Source organism: Hymenobacter fastidiosus (assembly GCF_039539565.1).
Lineage (GTDB): Bacteria > Bacteroidota > Bacteroidia > Cytophagales > Hymenobacteraceae > Hymenobacter > Hymenobacter fastidiosus.
In genome coordinates this window covers 32,125-50,274 of sequence record NZ_BAABDJ010000009.1, presented here as the reverse complement: position 1 = coordinate 50,274, position 18,150 = coordinate 32,125, and the positions used below count along the sequence as shown (strand labels likewise).

The 18,150-nt window shown below is 62.7% G+C and carries 9 protein-coding genes; 2 read left to right on the top strand and 7 right to left on the bottom strand.

Going from position 1 to position 18,150, the window contains the following annotated elements:
• Positions 1–352: 352 nt before the first annotated feature.
• From ABD833_RS07800 to ABD833_RS07770, 7 genes are all read right to left on the bottom strand, one after another.
• Entirely contained in the window at positions 353–3,610 is a 3,258-nt protein-coding gene (locus tag ABD833_RS07800) for a TonB-dependent receptor (RefSeq protein ID WP_345072134.1), read from the bottom strand.
• 278 nt (positions 3,611–3,888) lie between these two features.
• Positions 3,889–6,609 carry a cyclic nucleotide-binding domain-containing protein gene (locus ABD833_RS07795; RefSeq protein WP_345072132.1) on the bottom strand — a complete coding sequence of 907 codons (2,721 nt, stop codon included), beginning with the start codon at positions 6,607–6,609 and terminating at the stop codon, positions 3,889–3,891.
• A gap of 137 nt (positions 6,610–6,746) precedes the next feature.
• Positions 6,747–7,661 carry a DUF6929 family protein gene (locus ABD833_RS07790; RefSeq protein ID WP_345072130.1) on the bottom strand — a complete coding sequence of 305 codons (915 nt, stop codon included), beginning with the start codon at positions 7,659–7,661 and terminating at the stop codon, positions 6,747–6,749.
• Positions 7,662–7,694: 33 nt separating this feature from the next.
• A complete protein-coding gene (locus tag ABD833_RS07785; protein WP_345072128.1) occupies positions 7,695–9,698 on the bottom strand; it encodes an RICIN domain-containing protein in 2,004 nt (667 codons plus the stop codon).
• Between the two features lie 1,118 nt (positions 9,699–10,816).
• Positions 10,817–11,494 carry a response regulator gene (locus ABD833_RS07780; RefSeq protein ID WP_345072127.1) on the bottom strand — a complete coding sequence of 226 codons (678 nt, stop codon included), beginning with the start codon at positions 11,492–11,494 and terminating at the stop codon, positions 10,817–10,819.
• A 279-nt stretch (positions 11,495–11,773) separates the two neighbouring features.
• Positions 11,774–13,084, bottom strand: coding sequence for an amidohydrolase family protein (locus ABD833_RS07775; protein WP_345072126.1), 1,311 nt, complete (start codon positions 13,082–13,084; stop codon positions 11,774–11,776).
• A 158-nt stretch (positions 13,085–13,242) separates the two neighbouring features.
• Entirely contained in the window at positions 13,243–16,359 is a 3,117-nt protein-coding gene (locus tag ABD833_RS07770; RefSeq protein WP_345072125.1) for an amidohydrolase family protein, read from the bottom strand.
• A gap of 340 nt (positions 16,360–16,699) precedes the next feature.
• On the opposite strand from ABD833_RS07770, the gene ABD833_RS07765 reads away from it, so the two are divergent.
• Positions 16,700–17,863, top strand: a complete 1,164-nt coding sequence (locus ABD833_RS07765; RefSeq protein ID WP_345072124.1) for a serine hydrolase domain-containing protein — start codon at positions 16,700–16,702, stop codon at positions 17,861–17,863.
• Between the two features lie 30 nt (positions 17,864–17,893).
• Positions 17,894–18,106 carry a hypervirulence associated TUDOR domain-containing protein gene (locus ABD833_RS07760; protein ID WP_345072123.1) on the top strand — a complete coding sequence of 71 codons (213 nt, stop codon included), beginning with the start codon at positions 17,894–17,896 and terminating at the stop codon, positions 18,104–18,106.
• The last annotated feature ends 44 nt before the right edge of the window (positions 18,107–18,150 follow it).

The following is an 18,150-nucleotide window of genomic DNA, read 5'->3' as shown; positions in this document are numbered from 1 at the left end:
CCGCGTTGTGGCCTCGTTGCGGCCCGTCACCCTGGGTTCGGTACCCGGCAGCGCCCCCGTACTGTTCGTATGACGCGCGCGGCCTGCCCCGTATTCGGCTACCGGACCGGTCGCCTCGGCTACCGGACCCCGGCCAAATGGGCCGCTAAAACAGTCGTGGCCCCGGCCCCAACGGCCCGTACGCTGGCGTTTGAGCAACCTGTCCAGTCTGTCACCCGCCAGCAGGCCGCCTAGGATCAGCTGGTCCGGCTGCCGGGCCGACCACGACCTGCGGGGTACCAATTGGCCAAAGAAAAAGCCCGAAGCAAAACGCTTCGGGCTTTTTCTTTGGCCAACTAAACTGACTGGCAGATTAGTCGAAAAGGTAGCGCAGGCCTACCTGGGCACGCCAGCGGCTGTTCAGGTCGGTGTTGTTCACGAACGTCTGGCTGCCGCCGCGAAACTGGTACGTCGGCACGTCGGTAGTGCCCCGGTAGCCGGCAAATGTAATCGGGCGGTTGTTGGCGAAGGACTTGCGCACGCCCCAGTCGGAGCTGATCAGGTTCCCCAGGTTCTGGATGTCGAGGCTCAGCTGGAACGTGTGCTTTTTCTCGTTGGCCGTGAGGGAGAAGTCCTGGAGCAGCTTGGCATCGAGCTGGGTGTACCAGGGGCTCAGGTTGCCGTTGCGCTCCACGTACTGGCCCCGTCGGTCGCTGAGGTATTTATCCTGCGCGATGTAGGCGTTCAGCTGCTGCCACTGCTGGGCGGCCGTGGTTACCACAATGGTATTGTTGTTGGCATCTACCCGCGTAATATCAACCAGCTGAATTTGGTCCTGCGAAGCGGGCACGAAGATCAGGTCGTTGCCGGGAACCCCGTCGCGGTTCATGTCGCCGGCGTAGGTGTAGGTGAAGCGGTTGCCCTGGGCGGCCTCGAAGAAGAAGCTCAAGGTAGTGGCCAGCTGGTCGTTGGCGTAGCTGAAGCGCTTGCCGCCGGCCCCGATGATGCGGTGCTGCAAGCCGAAGTCGCTGTAGGCCAGCTGGGGCTGGTTGGCATTGCCCACAACCGGGTTGCGCTGGAAGGCGTCGCCGGCAATTTCGCCGGGGTTCGACGTCACGTCCTTGGCCTGAGAATACGTGTAGGCCGCCGTTAGATACAAACCGTTCGTAAAGTCCTTCTTCAGCTGTCCCGTGAGCGAGTACTGATAGCCCTCCTTGGTATTTTCGAGCACGATTACGCCCGCGTCCAGGAAGCTGAAGCCGCCATCAGGGCCAGTGAAGCCGGGGTTGATGCGGGGCCCGGCGGCCGGGTAGATCAGGCGGTTGTCGGTGCCGGTGGCGCGGGTGGTCGGCGTCACCAGGTTGTAGTTGCGGTGAATGGCGGCGTTGATGTCCTTGGAATAAATGCCTTCTACCGTGGCCACGATACCGCCCGGCAGCTGCTGGTCGACGGCCAGATTGGAGCGCCACACCTGCGGGAACTTGAAGTCGCGGGCCGTACCGTTGATCTGGAACGTGTAGCCGGGGTCAAACTGGGTGTTGGAGGCCTGGTTGCTGATCCAGACGAACGGAATGCGGCCGGTGAAAATACCGGTTCCGCCGCGCACCTGGGTGGTGTAGTCGCCATCCACGGAGTAGTTGAAGCCCAGACGCGGCGACCAGAGCGGCGTGGCTTTCGGGAAGCGCGTCAGATCAACTTTAGCGGGCTTACCGTCCGAATCAAGGAAGGAAGCGTCCGCAATCTGCTGGTTCGGGGCTACCTCCGTATCGTAGATCGGCATATCAGCCCGGACCCCCAACGTCAGCTTGAAGGCCGGCGTCACCGTCCATTCGTCCTGCAGGTAGAGGCCCAGCTGCGCCACGTTCACATCAACCGACTTCACGCGGGCGCGGCTGCCGTCGGCGGCCAGCGCGTTCAGATCCAGCGGCTTGGTGGGGTCAAAGGCATTGCGCTTGTAGAGCGGATCGCCCGGGGTCAGCGTGCGCAGGAACAGCTCCGGGGTGATGCCGCCGAAGTAGGGGTAGCCGTGGCGCTGCAGGTTGAAGGCATTCACGAAGGCAAACCGCTCGTAGGTCAGGCCCGCCGTCAGCACGTGGGCACCGGCAAAGTAGCTCAGGTTGTCGGTGAACTGGGTGATATTCTGATCCAGCGTGTTCTCGGCCGAAAACTGCTCCGTGCCGAAGCTCACGTAGGTCGTGCCGTCGCGGGTGATGTCGATCTGGGGGAACAGCGGGGCGTCGGGCAGCTCGCGGAAGTCGCGGAAGGCCGAGAAGCTCAGCTGAGCCTTGTTGCTGAATTTCTCGCCGAAGCGCGAGTTCAGCTCGCCGACCACCGAGTTCAGGTTGTTGTTGATGGTGTAGCCCGAGTTGGCAAACTGCAGCACGCTCACGCCCTGTACCCGGGTCGAGTTGTTGGGCGAAATAGCCACCGGGTGGGGGCCCTGCTCCCGGAAGCTGCGCAGGTAGTTGTAGCGCAGCGAAAAAGTGTTTTTATCGTTGACGTTCCAGTCGAACTTGGCCAGGAACTTGTCGCTGGAAGTGCGGTACTTGAAGCCCTGATAGTCGCCGGGGTCGTAGCCGTACTCGCGGCGCAGACCTTCGCGAATGGCAATCAGGTCACTTTCCAGCACCCGGCTCACGCCGCTAATATCGCCGTTGAGGGCCCTTCGGGCTTCGTCGGCGTCGCGGGCGGGCCGGAACGTCACGCCCGGGTCGTCGCGGCGGGTGATTTCGGCGTTGGTAAAGAAGAACAGCTTGTTCTTGATGATGGGGCCGCCAATGGCGAAGCCGGTCTGGTTGAACTTCAGGTCGGGGTTGGTGATTTTCACGTCGCCCACTTTGCGGCCGATCAGGCTTTCGTTGCGCAGGTAGGAGTACACCGTGCCTTTAATGGCGTTGGTCCCGCTCTTGGTCACGGCATTCACGCCCGCGCCGGTGAAGCCGCCCTGGCGCACATCAAAAGGGGCCAGCGATACTTCGAGCTGCTCAATGGCGTCGAGGCTGACGGGCTGGGAGTTGGTCTGGCCGCCCGGCGTGGGCGCGTCCAGCCCGAAGGAGTTGTTGAAGATGGAGCCGTCGAGCGAGAAGTTGTTGTAGAGCGTGTTGCGCCCCCCGAAGCTCAGCCCGCTGCTCTGCGGGGTGAGGCGGGTGAAGTCTTCCTGCGAGCGGCTGATGGTGGGCAGGGTCCGGATGGCGGTGTTGTTGATGTTGGTGGAGGCGCCGGTGCGGTCCTTGTTAATCACGCCGTCGCGGTTGCCGCGCACCACTACTTCGCCCAGCGTGCGGCCTTCCTCGGCCAGGTTCACGTTGGCCTCGAAGGTTTTGCCCAGCACCAGCTGGATGTTGTTCTGGGTGTAAGTGGCGTAGCCCACGAAGGACACCTTGATTTCGTAGGGTCCGCCAATCCGCATGTTCAGCAGGTCATACTGTCCGTTCGAGCGGGTAGCCGTACCGTAGGGCGTGCCGGTGGGCAGGTGAGTGGCTATCACCGTGGCCCCGGGCAGGGGCTCGCCTTTGGCATCGAGCACAATGCCTTTCATGGCGGCCGTGGTCACGCCCTGGGCGGAAACGAAATAGCTGTTAGTGAAAAGCACAAAGCCTAACAGCAGCAGGAGTACAGGTTTCAGGTTCATAAAAAGGGCTTTTTTGTTTATCAGAAGAACTGCCTCTGAATTTCGGCACGAAGGTAGGGTCATGATTTAGTGAGGCATACATAACATTCCGATAAACTGAAAATGGTAACATAAGGATAAGGAAACCTTAATATAAAAAATACTGCCTGTTTTCCGAAGAATGATCATATTCCCGCGCTGAAAACAACGAGCGCGACGGGGCCGGCCCGGCGAGACTAACGCTCGTGACCAATCACAAACCGGGGCCGGACTGCTAGCGGCCGCCCCGGCCGTCAGGGCTAACTGACTGACTGGGTAATCTTTTCGTTCTGGCGACGCAGTCGTTGGCAAAGTACCCGCAGGATGTTGCGCAGCACCTCTCCCCGCTCTTCCATCACGTCGTAGAAGTCCTCCTGGTCGAGCCGGAAGGCGACCACCCGCCCCTGCGCTATGGCCGCCGCCGAGCGGGGTTCGGCATCGAGCAGGGCCAGCTCGCCGAAGAAGTCGCCTTTGCGGAAGGTAGCCAGCTGCCGGGAGCCGTTGAAAATCCCGACTTCGCCTTCGTAGGGGATGAACAGGGACGTGCCCAGATCACCCTTCGCAAAGATCTGCTGCCCATCCAGGAAAGTAACTTCCTTCATGATGGGCACGATGCTGCTGAGCACGTTTTCGGGCGTCTCGGCAAACAGGGCCGTATTTTTCAGGGCCGCAACCCGCGCGGCCGCCGAAATGCGGCCCTTTTCAGCATGATGACTCATAAGCAGATCAGTAAGAATGGGGTGAGCCGTCAGGAACTGCTGGTAGTCGGCCGGCGACCGGGCGGCCCCCCGGGCCAGCGCGTCGACGGCACTTTCCCGGATCAGCAGGCTGGCACTGTGCAGATGGGGTAGCAGCGCCGCCAGCGAATCGGCGGGCTGCCACTGTCGCAACGCCAGGCTGATGGTCCAGTCGGAAAAGGCAGCGGCACCCTGCTGAATAATGCCGGGCCCCACGGCGGCCGGCGGCCGGGCCGCGCCGAACAGCCGGTCGAAGGTGGCCGCTTTTTCTGCTACGGGCAGCAGCTCCAGCAACACCTGCAACCCCTGATACACGGCGCGGGGAATGATGTTGTCGAGAATCTCCAGGGCATTGGCCTGCCGCTCGCGGGTGGCGTGGGCCATGCCGCGCTGGGCATCGGCAATGATCCGGGGTGAGTAGAGCTGGAGCAGGACCCCAAAAACGCGCTGCTCTATTTTGGTCAGCTCGTAGGTAAGCGCCCGCTGCAGCGGCTCGTCGGCAGTGGTGGCCAGGCCGTGCAGCAGGTGCTGAGCCCGGCGCATTTCCTCCTGCAACAACGCCTGAAACACGCCGGCATCGGCCGCGACCGGGGCAAAATTGCGCAGGGCCCGCAACGCCGCCTCGCGCCGGAAAAGGTTGGGCTGCCGCGCCAGATCCACCAGAAGCTGCCGGCTGGCGGGGGCCGGAATCCGGCCGCAGATCTGAGCTATGCGCCGGATTGTGGCTTCATCCGGTATCGTTGATAAAGCGGCCCGCAAATCAGCGACGGCAACGCTGCCCAGCTGAATGAGGCGGGCGGTGGCTTGCGGGCGGGACGTCTTGTCGGGCAGCGCGCTGATCAGGGTTGGCACGTATTCCGGAGCCAGCGCCCCGATCAACGGCTGATCTTCCCGGGCATCCGGGGCTACGCCTTCCCCAGGTCCGGGCCCCTCGCCGTCGGTGGTGAAACGGCGGCTCAGGGCATACTGGAGCTCCGTGAGGTAGTGGCCGTAGGTGCGGTGCAGAAAATACAGCGCCCCGGCCATAAACAAGCCCATCCAGACAAACGGCACCCGCTCGCTCAGGGCCGGAAAGCGGTGCAGCCCAAACAGCAGGAGCCCGGCCAGGGCCATGCCCAGCGGCTCGTAAAACCCTTTGGCCAGGGTGTGGGCCTGCAGGCGCTCGGGCGGGGCCAGGGGCTGGAACAGGACCAGAAACACCGGATCGAACACCGCCCGGCGCAGCACTTCCAGCCCCAGATACAGCCCGCAGAAATAAAGCAGCAGCGGCGCTTCGCCGGCCCCACCCAGCCACAGGCCATAGAACAGGACAATGCCGCCCAGCACCACGGCGGGCAGGGTTAGCAGCATCCCGCGCACCCCTACTATCTCCAGCGCCTGGCCGGACAGCAGCAGCTTGAATACCATGGCCAGCAGATAGGTGAGCACCAGCACACTGCCCACGTACTGCATCACCGTGGCCTGGTCGTGAAACTTGTGCTTGACGTTGACGAAGAAAGAATACTCTACCCCGGTGGTCACGGCCGCAATAGCCGTCATGCTCAGGCACACCGACAGCACCAGCCGGCTGTTGCCAAACCACTGCTGCCACTGCGGGGCCACGGTCGGCAGCCGCTCCCGGCGCGGGGCCGCGGGGGCATCTACCACGTGGGAGCTGAGGGTGGCGCGCAGGGTGTATAAAGCCCCCAGATAAGCTCCGAAAGCAATCAGGAGCAAATACAGCAGGTCGGTGTGGGCGTGGATAAGGATGGCCAGCACCGCGCCCAGGGCCTTGGCCGGCATGTCGCCGGAGCTGATGACGCTGAACAGGCGCTTCCCCTGGCGCACGTCGAACACCACCGCCGACACGCCCCAGAACTCCAGGTTGGTGAGCAGGTAGATGACGCGGTAGCCCGCCATGATGGCCACGGCCGCCGCCACCGAATTACCCGCGTAGACCAGCACGCCCAGCACGCCGGTGAGCACCACCACGGCCAGCAGCACCCGCACGGCCAGCTTTTGCAGCAGCAGATGGTGCTCGTAATAGGCATAGACGCGCCCCACCACCATCATGGCCAGGGCTGCCACGCCGTAGGCCAGGGGCAGATTCCGCTCGGGGTTGTTTTCGAGCAGAATCACGTTGGCCGCCACGTAGACCAGAATCGTCCCGATGCCGAGCAGGAAGTTGTGCAGGAAAAACAGCCAGACCGTCGGGCCTTCTTCAGGACGGATGCCGAGCGAGCGGTACCAGGTTGTAGGAATCATCAAGTAGCCTCCGGAATAACGGGAAGCAAGGTAAGCGCTTCTGTAGAAAAGAATGGGCTAAAGTGTGCGGCCCGGGTCCGGGCACCCGTGTACGGCGCTGCCGGTGGTTTTTTGCCGCCGACTGCTGACCCTTTTCCCTAGGCCCCCAGCTCCACTACCACGGCCGTGGAGCCGCCGGCATCGTCATCCGTCACCAGAATCACCTCCCACTGGCCGGGGGCCAGCAGCCGGGCTACGGCAATGCTTTCCACTTTACCCCGGTAGGGCTGACCATCCGGCAATTCCAGCCGGGTCAGCGAAACGGATTCCGCCGGCTGGTTTGGCGCAGTCAGGGTCAGCACCCCCACGAAGCTGCCCAGCACCGCGCCATCGGCCACGGCATCCTGGGTGTCTTCAACTGAGGCCGTAATGAAGAGCTGGTTCTGAAAGATCGTAGCCCCGGAAAAGCCCGCGGGCCGCCCATCGATGGTGGGCAGCGGAAAGTGCTGGGGCCGGATGGCGGGCAGCTGGGTCGTGGTTCCCATAAGAAAATCCCAGGCGGCAGCCAGCGGCAGCCGAAACACCAGATTGCCTTCGATTGAACCCACCGTCCGCTGAAACAGCAGCAGCTCCTCGGCGGAAGCCGCCGCCGCTTCCAGATTCAGCGTTACCCCGGCGGGCAGCGCCTGGCGCAAGGCCGCGTACAGGCTACCCAGCGCCAGGGGCCGCACCGTGGCCGCCCGGCTGCCGGCAGCCAGCTCCACCCAATAGCCTACTTCCCGGGCGGGCGTGGCCCCCGACCCGCACAGCAGCAGGCCCGTTTCGCCGGTAGGAGCCGTCAGCGCGGTGAGGCATTCCAGGTCGGGCTTGCGCAGCTTGGGAATGCGCCCGGCAGCAAACTCCGTGGTTTCAAACAGCGTGACCCGGTCGGTGATGGCCAGATTCTGCAGGTCGAGACAATACAGATAAGGGGAGTCGTCGCCGATGATGTAGGCCGTGGAACCCAGGATTTCGATGCCCGAAGCAGAGGGCAGACCCGGCAGCTCCAACTGCCGGCGGATGATGGCTTTCATAAGCACAGGCTGAAAACGGCTCTATCTCCTCCCCTATCTGGTGATGGTAAACTCCACGCGGCGGTTGAGCTTGCGGGTTTCCTCTTTCGCATTGCTCGCCCGCGGCCTGGTGCCTCCAAAGCCGATGGTAGTGATGCGGGCTTCCGAAATTCCACGTACCACGAGGTAGCGACGTACTTCCGCCACCCGGTCCTCACTAAGCTGCTGGTTCAGCTCGGCCTTACCCTGGTTATCGGTGTGGCCTTCCAGCCGGATATTCACCGCCGGGTTATCGGTCAGGGTGCGGGCCAGGCGATTCAGCTCGGCGTAGGATGCGGGCAGCAGGCTGGATTTGCCCTGGGCGAAAATCAGCGTCGGCAAGTCCAGGCTGGCTCCTACGGTGGCGGGAATCAGCAGCAGCTCCCGCGTGAGCGAGCCAACCATTCGCACGGTGTCAGTGGCCGTCAGGTAGCCTTTGCTGACCGCCGCCAGACGGTAGGGGCCCTGGGGCAGCGTAAACTGAAACCGCCCGGTGGCATCGGTGCGGGAAGTGGCATTGAAGGCAATATCATTGCCCAGCCGAATGGCTTTGACTTCGCTCACCACCGGCAGCCGGGTTTTAGCATCCAGCACCACCCCCGTCAGCAACGCCCGCTGCGCGACGTTGGGCACAACGGGCGGGGGCGGCACCGTATCGGGCAGCGCCACCCCGCTGGCCGTGGCCCGGAACAGGTCGGCCGGGCCATTGGGGGTGCGCGACGCGGCATAGTAGGCCTGCTTGCCGTCGGGGCTCAGCATGAAGTAAGCATCGAAGCCCGCCGTGTTGAGCGTAGGACCCAGGTTGCGCGGCTCACTCCACGAAGTCCAGGTGTCGTCGAGCCGGGTGCTCACGAAAATATCGGAGCTGCCGTAGCCCGCATGGCCGTAGGAGGAAAAGTAGAGGGTTTTCCCGTCGGGAGCCAGCCAGGGAGCAAACTCAAAGCCCGGGGAGTTGAGCACCCCGCCCAAACTGCGGGGGTCCGTCCAGCTGCCATCGTCGTTGGGCATACTCACATACAGATCATTGCCGCCGAAGGAGTCGCCCCGCTCCAGGGAGAGCAGCAGAATTTTCTCGTCGGCCGTCTGAAAGAACGTAGTGGCGGCGGCGGCGGAATAATAGTTTACGATATCCAGCGCCACGGGCCGGCCACTCTTACTTTTGGCCCCGCCCGCCCGCGGCACCTTCGACACGCCGTCGTCGCGGAAGCTGCCGTTGCGGTCATACCCGCCGCGCACGAGTAAATGGCTGCCCTGCGCCCCCAGTACGGCCATCACGCCATTGTTCTGTTGGGTATTCAGCGCATCCAGCCGTTGAGCCGGGCCCCACGTCAGGCCATTGTCGGCCGACTGGCTTACCCAGATATCCCCCGAATCGGTATTGCCCTCGGTGTTGCCGGCGAACCTGGTGCGGGCCAGGTACAGCGTTTTGCCATCCGGCGCCAACACCGGCTGGAGCTCATTCCCGGGGGTATTCACGGCCGTCAGCGGCTCCCCCGGGCCGAAATCGGCTTGCCGGGCATCCAGATTAAGATGCAGCTTAAACAACCGCCACTGCTGAGTAGCGCGGTTCATAGGCCGCTGCGCTACAATGGGGGTACCATTAAACTTATCCGAGGCGGCTACGGACGCACACTTTTCGTTGCCCCGGTTTACGAGCTGAAAGCTCCCGGCCGGGCCGGCCGGCACCAGCTTCCACTGCTGATAAAAACTACCGGTCCAGGGGCGTTGGGTGATGACGGCATTTTCGTCGGGCTTCTCCACCGTCAGGCACTTCCCGCTATGCTTCGCTTCCAGACGATAGTATTCACTGCCCGCCGCGGCCCGCACAAACCGCCATTGCTGGCTGGGCGCATGCGTGAACTCCCATTGCACGGCCGGGGGGCCCGCTTCGACTGAGGAGCCCGCAATGTCCAGCGAGCGGCCACTGGCCCGGGCCACCACGCCGTACCAGGCCTTTTCATCGGGTTGAAAATTAGCTTGCTGGGCCTGGCCCGCCAGGGAGCCCAGGATGAACCCCAAAAACAATAGAAATCGAAGCAGTGGATTGGGCATGCAGGCAAAACGGAGGAACCGGGGCGCAAGTTAGACGAAATATGCGCGGGCCACGACGGGAGCAGGCAACAGAAAGCGCCGTGCTTCATCCCGCCAGAGGAGCACGGCGCTTAGCCAGAAACCAGTAATCAGGGGCAGACGTGCGGCTTAATTACCGGTGTTGTTGATGTATTTAAAGCGAACGAACCGCTCGTTTTCATAAATGGCCGTGAAATGCCCGCCCCCGGCTTTGGGCTCCGCCCTGCGCTCAACAGCCCGGCTGGGGGCAGCGATTGTCGGGACGGATGGATAAGCGCCGGGCATCATTCCGGGCACATGGCAGATGAAAGAGAGAATCTTTGACGGCATGGTCTGGTTCCGTTAAAGGGTTAGGTTTAGGAAAAGGTCAGTAGCAGATCAGAAAGCGGTGGGGCGATAATTAACGAGTTGTTTATTTAGGTCAGCCGCTTGAACAAATATAAAGATATTATTATTTGATTGATCATTGCCAAGTTATTTTTTTTCCCTGAACCTGTAAAAATCAGTAGTAGCCCGGAAGTCATATCCGTACTGGTACTTACCAGCACCTGCGTACCAGTACGGATAACAACCCGCTGTCAGGCGCAGCAAGCCCGTTGGCAGCTTCTGCTATTTCCACTCAGGGGCTTGGAGCAGCTGGGGCAGCTACGTGATTAGGATAGCAAACAGTGTCTGCCAGGGCGGGCTGAGCATTTGTTGTATTCTCCAAAAGTCTCTTTAAATCCTTACTGCTCGCTGTTGCTCCTTGCTGCGGCTGTTTCTTGCTCCAGGAAGTTGCCGTAGCCAGGGCAAAAAACTCCTGTCCGACTACTGCCTTGTATTTTAACTATCAGAGCATTATTAGATTGTTCAAATGCGAAAAGCCACTCCGCAGGTACGGAATGGCTTTTCTAAGAAGCGGTTCGAGTTAACGTAAGAGCCGTCAAAACGCGGTAGAAACGCCTCCTGGCGTCTTGTCGGTGAACGAAAACCGTTGTGCCGGCGCGGCCGACGAGACGCCAGGATGCGTCTCGTCGGCCGCGCCGGCGCTAACTCAAACAGCTTTCAAGGGGCATGGTGGGGTAGTATCAGAGAATTAGCTTGTAGCGCAGGGCGTATTGAATAAGCCCAACCACTGATTTTGAGTTGGTTTTCGTCAGAATATTTTTGCGGTGCGTTTCCACGGTTCGCTCGCTGATGAAAAGGGCTTTGGCAATATGCGAGTTGGAGTACTCCCGGGCGATCAGCTGCAGCACCTCCCGCTCGCGGCCCGTAAGCTCGGCGGGATGGGCATCGCGGGTGCGGTCGAAGTTGGCAGGTATCACCAGATTAGCCAACAAGGTGGTTCCTACTTCCTGACTGAAGAAGGTGTGTCCGGCGGCTACCTGTCGGATGGCCGCGCAGAGCTCGGCTTTGTTCGTGTTTTTGAGCAGATATCCTGATCCGCCGGCTTCCAGGACCTCGGTTACGGAGCTATAGTCGTGAAACATGCTCAACGCCAGAATCCTGATCTGCGGATACGTGGCATGGATAGCCCGGCTCAGTTCTACCCCCGACATCTGCGGCATATTAAGGTCAAGAATCGCCACGCTTATTTCCGGATATAACGGAAGCAAGCGCAGGGCCTCAGGCCCATTACTGGCCTGCGCGGCTACTTGTATATCCGCTTCGCCCTGCAACAGCGTTTTGACTCCTTCAATGACCATCTGGTGATCATCGACGATCAGTACGTGAATGTAAGCGGGAGCCGTAGGTGAGGTAGTCATAGCGGTGGACGTGGAACGGATATTTTCTGCAGTACCTGAACACCTGGTGGGAGCCGGAAGCGTAAGAGGCCGGCCTTCCTGGCATTCATTTCCAAAGCAATGCCCGCGACTTTTGTGGCCGGCTTGAATTCAGGGGTCATTCAGCTTTGCACCGCCGCCAATGACCGAATCAATAAAAGCAGTCCGGCAATCTATCCATAATATATCATATACAATATAAAAAAAGCCTCAGCTGACGCGGAGGCTTTTTTCGGGATATTTCAAGGCTAAAGACAGTGTTTACTTCTGCCCGTACTTGCCCTTGAACTTGTCGCGCAGGTAGGTCTGCTTGTTGTCGAGGCTGAAGGCCCGGCCGTCGATGAAGGCGCGGGTGACGTTGTTGGTGCGCATATCGAGCAGGTCGCCGGTGCTGACTACCAGGGTAGCACTCTTGCCCGCCTCCAGACTGCCATAGTCTTTGTCGATGCCCAGAATGCGGGCCGGGCTGAGGGTGACGGCTGTCAGGGCCTGCTCTTTGGTGAGGCCGTAGCCGGCGGCGGTGCCGGCAATGAAAGCCAGATTGCGCGAGCCGGCCGTTTCCATCCCGCCCTCGTAGTCGAGGCAGTAGCGGATGCCGGCCGCCTGGAGCATACCAGGCAGCTTGTAGGGCTGGTCGTAGTCGTCGCCGGCGCGGCGCGGCAGGGCGTGTACGCGGGACAGCACTACGGCCACGTCGTTCTGCTTCAGAAAGTCGAGCATCATCCACGCGTCGCGGGCGCCTACCACGGTCACCTTCTGCACCCCGAGGCGCCGGGCAAACCGCACGCCCTCGATGATTTCCTTGCCGTAGTCGGCGTGCAGGAAGAGTGTTTTGGAGCCGTCGAACAGGCCGGCCATGGCAGACAGGCGCAGGTTTTCGCGGCGGCCGGCGGGCTGGCTGCGGTAGGCTGAAGCCTCGGCCAGCAGCTGTTCCAGGTCGCGCAGCTGGCTCTGGCGGGCCTTTTCGCGCTTTTCCAGGGCGGCGGCATCTTCGGCCGGGTTCAGCTTCAGAATCAGCGGGGGCCAGTTCAGGTGCAGGCCGTCGTCGGCTTTCACCACGGCATCCTGCCAGTTCCAGGCGTCGAGCTGCACGATGCTGCTCTGGCCCGACACCACCCCGCCGCGGGGCGTGGCCTGGGCCAGCAGCACGCCGTTGGTGCGCACGGTGGGCAGAATGTCGGAGTCGGTGTTGTAGGCAATCAGGGCCCGCACGTTGGGGTTCATCGCGCCCACTTCGGCCTCATCCACGGTAGCGCGGATAGCTTCCACTTCCGTGAGGCCGAGGGTGGTGTTGGGCAGAATCAGGCCGGGATAGATCTGCTGGCCTTTCACGTCGACCACCTCGTAGGCGGCTTTATCCGGGGTGAAGCCGGCCTGGGCGCCGGCGTAGGTGAGGCGGCCTTTGTCGAAGGCCACGGCCGCGTCGGGAATTACGGTGCCGTTGCCCACGTGCAGGGTGGCGCCCAGCAGCAGCAGGGGCCTGGTCTGGGCGGGCGCCGGGGTGGGCACCTGGGCCAGCAGCGGGCTGGCGCTAAGCAAGCCGAGGGAAACAAGTAATGCGGAGATGCGCATGGTTGATAGTTTTTATGTCCTCCTGAGCAGCGCGAAGGACCTCAGGCCAGTTGAACGAGGCGTCACAACCGGGTTGGCTCTTACCCTGTAAGGTCCTGCGCAAGCGGACACCAGATGAAGGATGACAGATGATTTTTGATTTGCAGCAAGCCCCGGGCTTACTTATCCAGCTCCTTGCCCTCCCCTACCGTGTCGCAGTGGAAGTGGCCGTTGGCTTTGGCGGTGGGCGTCTGGGTTGGAGCGCCACCTTTTTTGGCGGCCAGCATCTTCTGCACCAGGCGCAGCCGCTCCCGCTGCACTTCCTGGCGCATTTTGGCATCCGACTCCACGTCGAACAGCTGCCGGCCGTCCACGAAGGTGCGTTCGGCGTGGGCGTACACGCTCAGCGGGTGGTCGTTCCAGAGCACCACGTCGGCATCCTTGCCTTCCCTGATGCTGCCCATGTGCGCATCGAGGTGGAGCATCTTGGCCGGGTTGATGGTGACCAGCTTCAGGGCTTCCTCCTCCGGGAGGCCGCCGTACTTCACCGTTTTAGCGGCTTCCTGGTTGAGGCGGCGGCTCATCTCGGCATCGTCGGAGTTGATGGCCACGTTCAGGCCCGCGTCGTGCATGATGGCGGCGTTGTAGGGAATGGCATCGCGCACCTCGTTTTTGTAGGCCCACCAGTCAGAGAACGTGCTGGCGCTGGCCCCGTGGGCCTTCATCTTGTCGGCCACTTTATAGCCTTCCAGAATGTGGGTGAAGGTATTCACCTTGAAGCCCATGCGGTCAGCCACGGTCAGCAGCATGTTGATTTCGCTCTGCACGTAGCTGTGGCAGGAAATGAAGCGCTGGCGGTTCAGGATTTCCACCAGGGCATCCAGCTCCAGGTCGCGGCGCGGGGCCTCGCCCTTCTTCTGCCTGCCTTTGCCCAGCTTGTTCCAGGCCAGCCACTCCTGCTCGTATTCTTTGGCCCGGGTGAAGGCATCCACGAACACCTGCTCGGTGCCCATGCGCGTCTGCGGGAAGCGCAGCACGTTCAGCTCGCCCCAGTTGCTCTGCTTCACGTTTTCGCCCAGGGCAAACTTGATGAAGCCGGCGGCGCCCTGAATCTTCATCTGCTCCGGCGTCATGCCCCAGCGCATCTTTATCAGCGCCGACTGCCCCCCGATGGGGTTGGCCGAGCCGTGCAGCAGCTGCGCGGCCACCACGCCGCCCGCCAGGTTGCGGTACACGTCGATGTCCTCGGAGTCTACCACGTCGCTCACGCGCACCTCGGAGGTCACGGCCTGGGTGCCTTCGTTCACGCCCTCGGCAATGGCCAGGTGAGAGTGCTCGTCGATGATGCCGGGGGTGAGGTGCTTGCCGGTGCCGTCGACGGTGCGGCCGCCGGCGGGCACGCTCAGGTTGCGGCCGATCTTCTGAATTTTGCCGTTTTGCAGCAGCACGTCGGTATTTTCGAGCTTGCCAGCGGCCTCGCTGGTCCACACGGTGGCGTTTTTAATCAGGATGGTTTCCTGCTTCGGCAGCTCGGGCCGGCCAAAGGCCACAAACGGGTACAGCATCGGGCCCAACACAACAGGCTCCGGAGTCTTCACCGAGTCGCGGCGGGCAGCGCGGGTGGCTTCCTCCTGGCGCTGGGCGCTCCACTTCACGGCCGTGGCGTCGGGCAGCTGGCCGTCGCCCTGGAGCAGACGGCTTTCGGGCGTGTAGTAGCCGCTCAGGCGCACGGCGCCGGGTTTTTGGTTTTTGGTTTCTGGTTTTTGGTCGGTGGAGGCCGGTGCTCTTCGGCCGGGGGCGGGCACTTTGTCGGCGGGGTTATAGACAATGGTAGCCAGCTCGCCGCTAATCAGCAATGAGCCCCGCACGGTGTCCTGGGGGGCCATTACCAGGCGCATTTCGGGGGCTTCGGGCTTGCCGGCCACCAGCATTTTCACGTCGGGCTGCCCGGCTACCTTCAGGGTGTACACGCCGCGGTAGTCGGCGGGCACGGTGCTGAGCTGGTACCGCTCGCCCTGTACCCAGTTGTCGAGCAGCACGTTATCGTCGGCAAACAGCCGGTTGGAGCACACCAGGAAGTTGGCCTGCATCCCCGTCTTCAGGCTGCCGACCTGGTTCTGGGCCCGGATCAGCTCGGCCGGGGTGGCCGTCAGGGCGCGCAGGGCCTGCTCCTCGGTCAGGCCGTACTGGATGGCCTTTTTAAGGTTGGGCATAAACTTCTTCTTGTCTTTGAGGTCGGCGGCCGACAGGGCGAAGGGCACGCCGGCCCTGGCCAGCAGCCCGGCGTTGGCGGGGGCCATTTCCCAGTGCTTGAGGTCGGTCAGATCGATGTGGGAGGCGTCGTAGACGTCGTCCACGTTGTAGGCATCGGGGAAGTTGAGGCTCACGATGAGCGGCGCCCTGGTAGCCTGCACGTCGGGCAGGCGCTGGTACTCGTCGCCGCTGCCCTTAATGATGTACTGGGTGCCGAACTCATCCCCGATCCGGTCGGCGCGCAGGGCCGAAAGCTTGTCGCGCACCACGAAAATCTGGGGTAACGCGCGCTGCTGGTTGAAGGCCCGCAGGGATAGATTCTGCTCCCGGGCGGGGTTGCGCTGGTTCCAGTCGGCGTCGAGGTAGGTCTGGCGCAGCAGGGCGATGCTGCCCATCAGCGAGCTGGGGTAATCCTGGGAGCTGGTGCCTTTGTCGAAAGAGTAGGCGGCGGCGGCCCGGTCGGTGAGCACCAGCTCCTGCTCCTTGCGGCTGGTGTTCAGGCTGACCAGCGCGGCCGTGCCCCGGGCAATGCCGTCGGGCTGCTGGGTGAGCACGGCGCCAAAGCCCAGCTTGCGGTAAGTATCAGCCTGCTCCTCGTTGACCTTGAACAGCTCGGCGGCATTCACCTCCGGGTGCACGGCCTGGTTCCAGTCGTAGGCCCCGGCTTTCTGGCTCTCGAACTGCGGCCCGCTCCGGCGGCCCTGGCGCTCGGCGGCTTTCACCTCGGGCACGCCGTAGCTGGCGTACAGATCCACGAAGCCGGGATAGATGAACTTACCCTTCAGATCCTGCACCACGGCCCCGGCCGGAATTTTCACGGCCGTACCCACGGCTTCCACCTTGCCGTCCCGAATCAGCAGCGTCGCGTCGGTGAGGCGGGTTTTGTAGTCGGTGAAGATGGTGGCGTGGGTGAAGGCGTAGAGGCCCGGGCGCTGGTCGTACACGCCGTTGCGCGGGTAGGTGCTGGGCTGCTGGGCGTAGGCGGCGGCGCTGCTCAGCAGCAGCCCGCCGGCCAGCCCGAGGCGGCGTAAAAAGTCGGACATAGAATACGGTGGGGATGAGAACTTCAGGTTGAGGCGGTAAGGTAGCGGCGGCGCGGCAGATTCCCAGCGGCGGGGCCAACAAACCAGCTGATGATCCGGGTTGCACGCTGGCCCCTTACATTTGGGCTCGGTTATACATGAAGCACCTTCTGAACCTGTTTAGGGTTTCGGTTTTTTCGTCGTTTGTCATCCTTCATCTGGCGTCCGCTTGCGAAGGACCTTCTCACGACGGCTCATTTTGGCCTAATTCCAAGTGGTACGGACGTGATAAGGTCCTTCGCTCCACTCAGGATGACAGCTTTTTCGAAACCCTAAACGGCCTCTCTTTCTCCCTGCCTACGTGTCTCCCACCCTACTGCCAGCCATCTGCGCCGCCTTTAGCCTGCTTGCCGCCCCGGGGCAGGCCCAATCAGTCCTGCCGGCTCTGCCTGCCGATACGGCCGCGCTGACGGCCACTTTGCGCCAGCACTGGCAACAGTCCGACTTCCCGGGTTTCGCCGTGGCCGTGGTACGGCCCGGGGGCATCGTGTACGCGCACGGCTTCGGCTACGCCGACAAAGCCCGGCGGCGGCCCTACACGCCGGCCACGGTGCAGTGCGTGGGCTCGGTGAGCAAAACCCTTATCGGCGTGGCCCTGCTCCAGGCCGCCGCCGCGGGTCAGCTCCGCCTCGACCAGCCCGTCAATGAGCTGCTGCCGTTCCGGGTCGTCAACCCTTATTTTCCCGATCAGCCTATCACCCTGCGCCACCTGGCCACGATGACGGCCGGCCTCACCGACAAGCAGGGCTTCTACAACCGCCGCGCCTACGCCAGGGGCCACTCCGCGCCGCTCAGCAACGCGGAGTACCTGCGCCGCACGCTCAGCCCCGGGGGCAAGTGGTACCACCGCCGCCGCTTTGTGCCCCACGCGCCCGGCACCTACTACGCCTACAGCAACGAAAGCGCCGCCCTGGCTGCTCTGGCCCTGGAAAAAGCCACCGGCCAGTCCTACGATGCCTTCACCCGCCAGCGCATCCTGCTCCCGCTGGGCATGACGGACTCCGGCTGGCGCTTCGCCGACATTGACCCGGCCCGCTCCGCCACGCTCTACGACCCGCGCGGGCGGGTGATAAAGCCCTATTACACCATCACGTATCCCGACGGCGGCCTGCTGACCAGCACCCACAGCCTGGCCCTGTACCTGCGCGGCATTCTGAACCCGGCCAGCCCCGGCGCGCCCCTGCCGCCCGCGGCCGTCGATTCGCTGCTGCGCCCGCAGTTTTCGGCGGCCCACCCACCCCGGCACCTCGACCCGGCCGAGCCTAATCAGGGCCTGTTCTGGGCGCACCGCCGCAACGGCACCGTGGGCCACACCGGCGGCGACTCGGGCCTGACCAGCTTCCTTTTTTTCGACCCCGCAACCCGCACGGGCAAAATCTTCGTTACCAACACCGAAGTACACGACTCGCCCCGCAGCCTGGCGCAGTTCAAGGCCATCTGGCAGCTGCTGGATCAGCTGCCCTAGCCGGTGAGCCCCATCTTTTACCCGAAACCCATGCGCAAAGGCACCACAGTATCCTGGAAATACGGTACCGGCACGGCAACCGGCAAAATTGAGGAAACCCACAAGGAATCCATCACCCGCAAGCTCAAAGGCAGCGACATCACCCGCCACGGCACCCCCGACAACCCGGCCTTCGTTATCGTGCAGGAAAACGGCGACCGGGTGCTGAAGCTGCAAAGCGAGGTGAAGTCGGCGGTAAAGTAGGGCCTCACCCACGGCCCCTCTCCCAAGGAGAGGGGAGCCTGACG

What these genes read in the sequence shown, in the direction of transcription:
- ABD833_RS07775 (WP_345072126.1), bottom strand. Translation starts at nt 13,084, where the DNA reads ATGCGCATCTCCGCATTACTTGTTTCCCTCGGCTTGCTTAGCGCCAGC.
- ABD833_RS07800 (WP_345072134.1), bottom strand. Translation starts at nt 3,610, where the DNA reads ATGAACCTGAAACCTGTACTCCTGCTGCTGTTAGGCTTTGTGCTTTTC.
- ABD833_RS07770 (WP_345072125.1), bottom strand. Translation starts at nt 16,359, where the DNA reads ATGTCCGACTTTTTACGCCGCCTCGGGCTGGCCGGCGGGCTGCTGCTG.
- ABD833_RS07795 (WP_345072132.1), bottom strand. Translation starts at nt 6,609, where the DNA reads ATGATTCCTACAACCTGGTACCGCTCGCTCGGCATCCGTCCTGAAGAA.
- ABD833_RS07780 (WP_345072127.1), bottom strand. Translation starts at nt 11,494, where the DNA reads ATGACTACCTCACCTACGGCTCCCGCTTACATTCACGTACTGATCGTC.
- ABD833_RS07760 (WP_345072123.1), top strand. Translation starts at nt 17,894, where the DNA reads ATGCGCAAAGGCACCACAGTATCCTGGAAATACGGTACCGGCACGGCA.
- ABD833_RS07790 (WP_345072130.1), bottom strand. Translation starts at nt 7,661, where the DNA reads ATGAAAGCCATCATCCGCCGGCAGTTGGAGCTGCCGGGTCTGCCCTCT.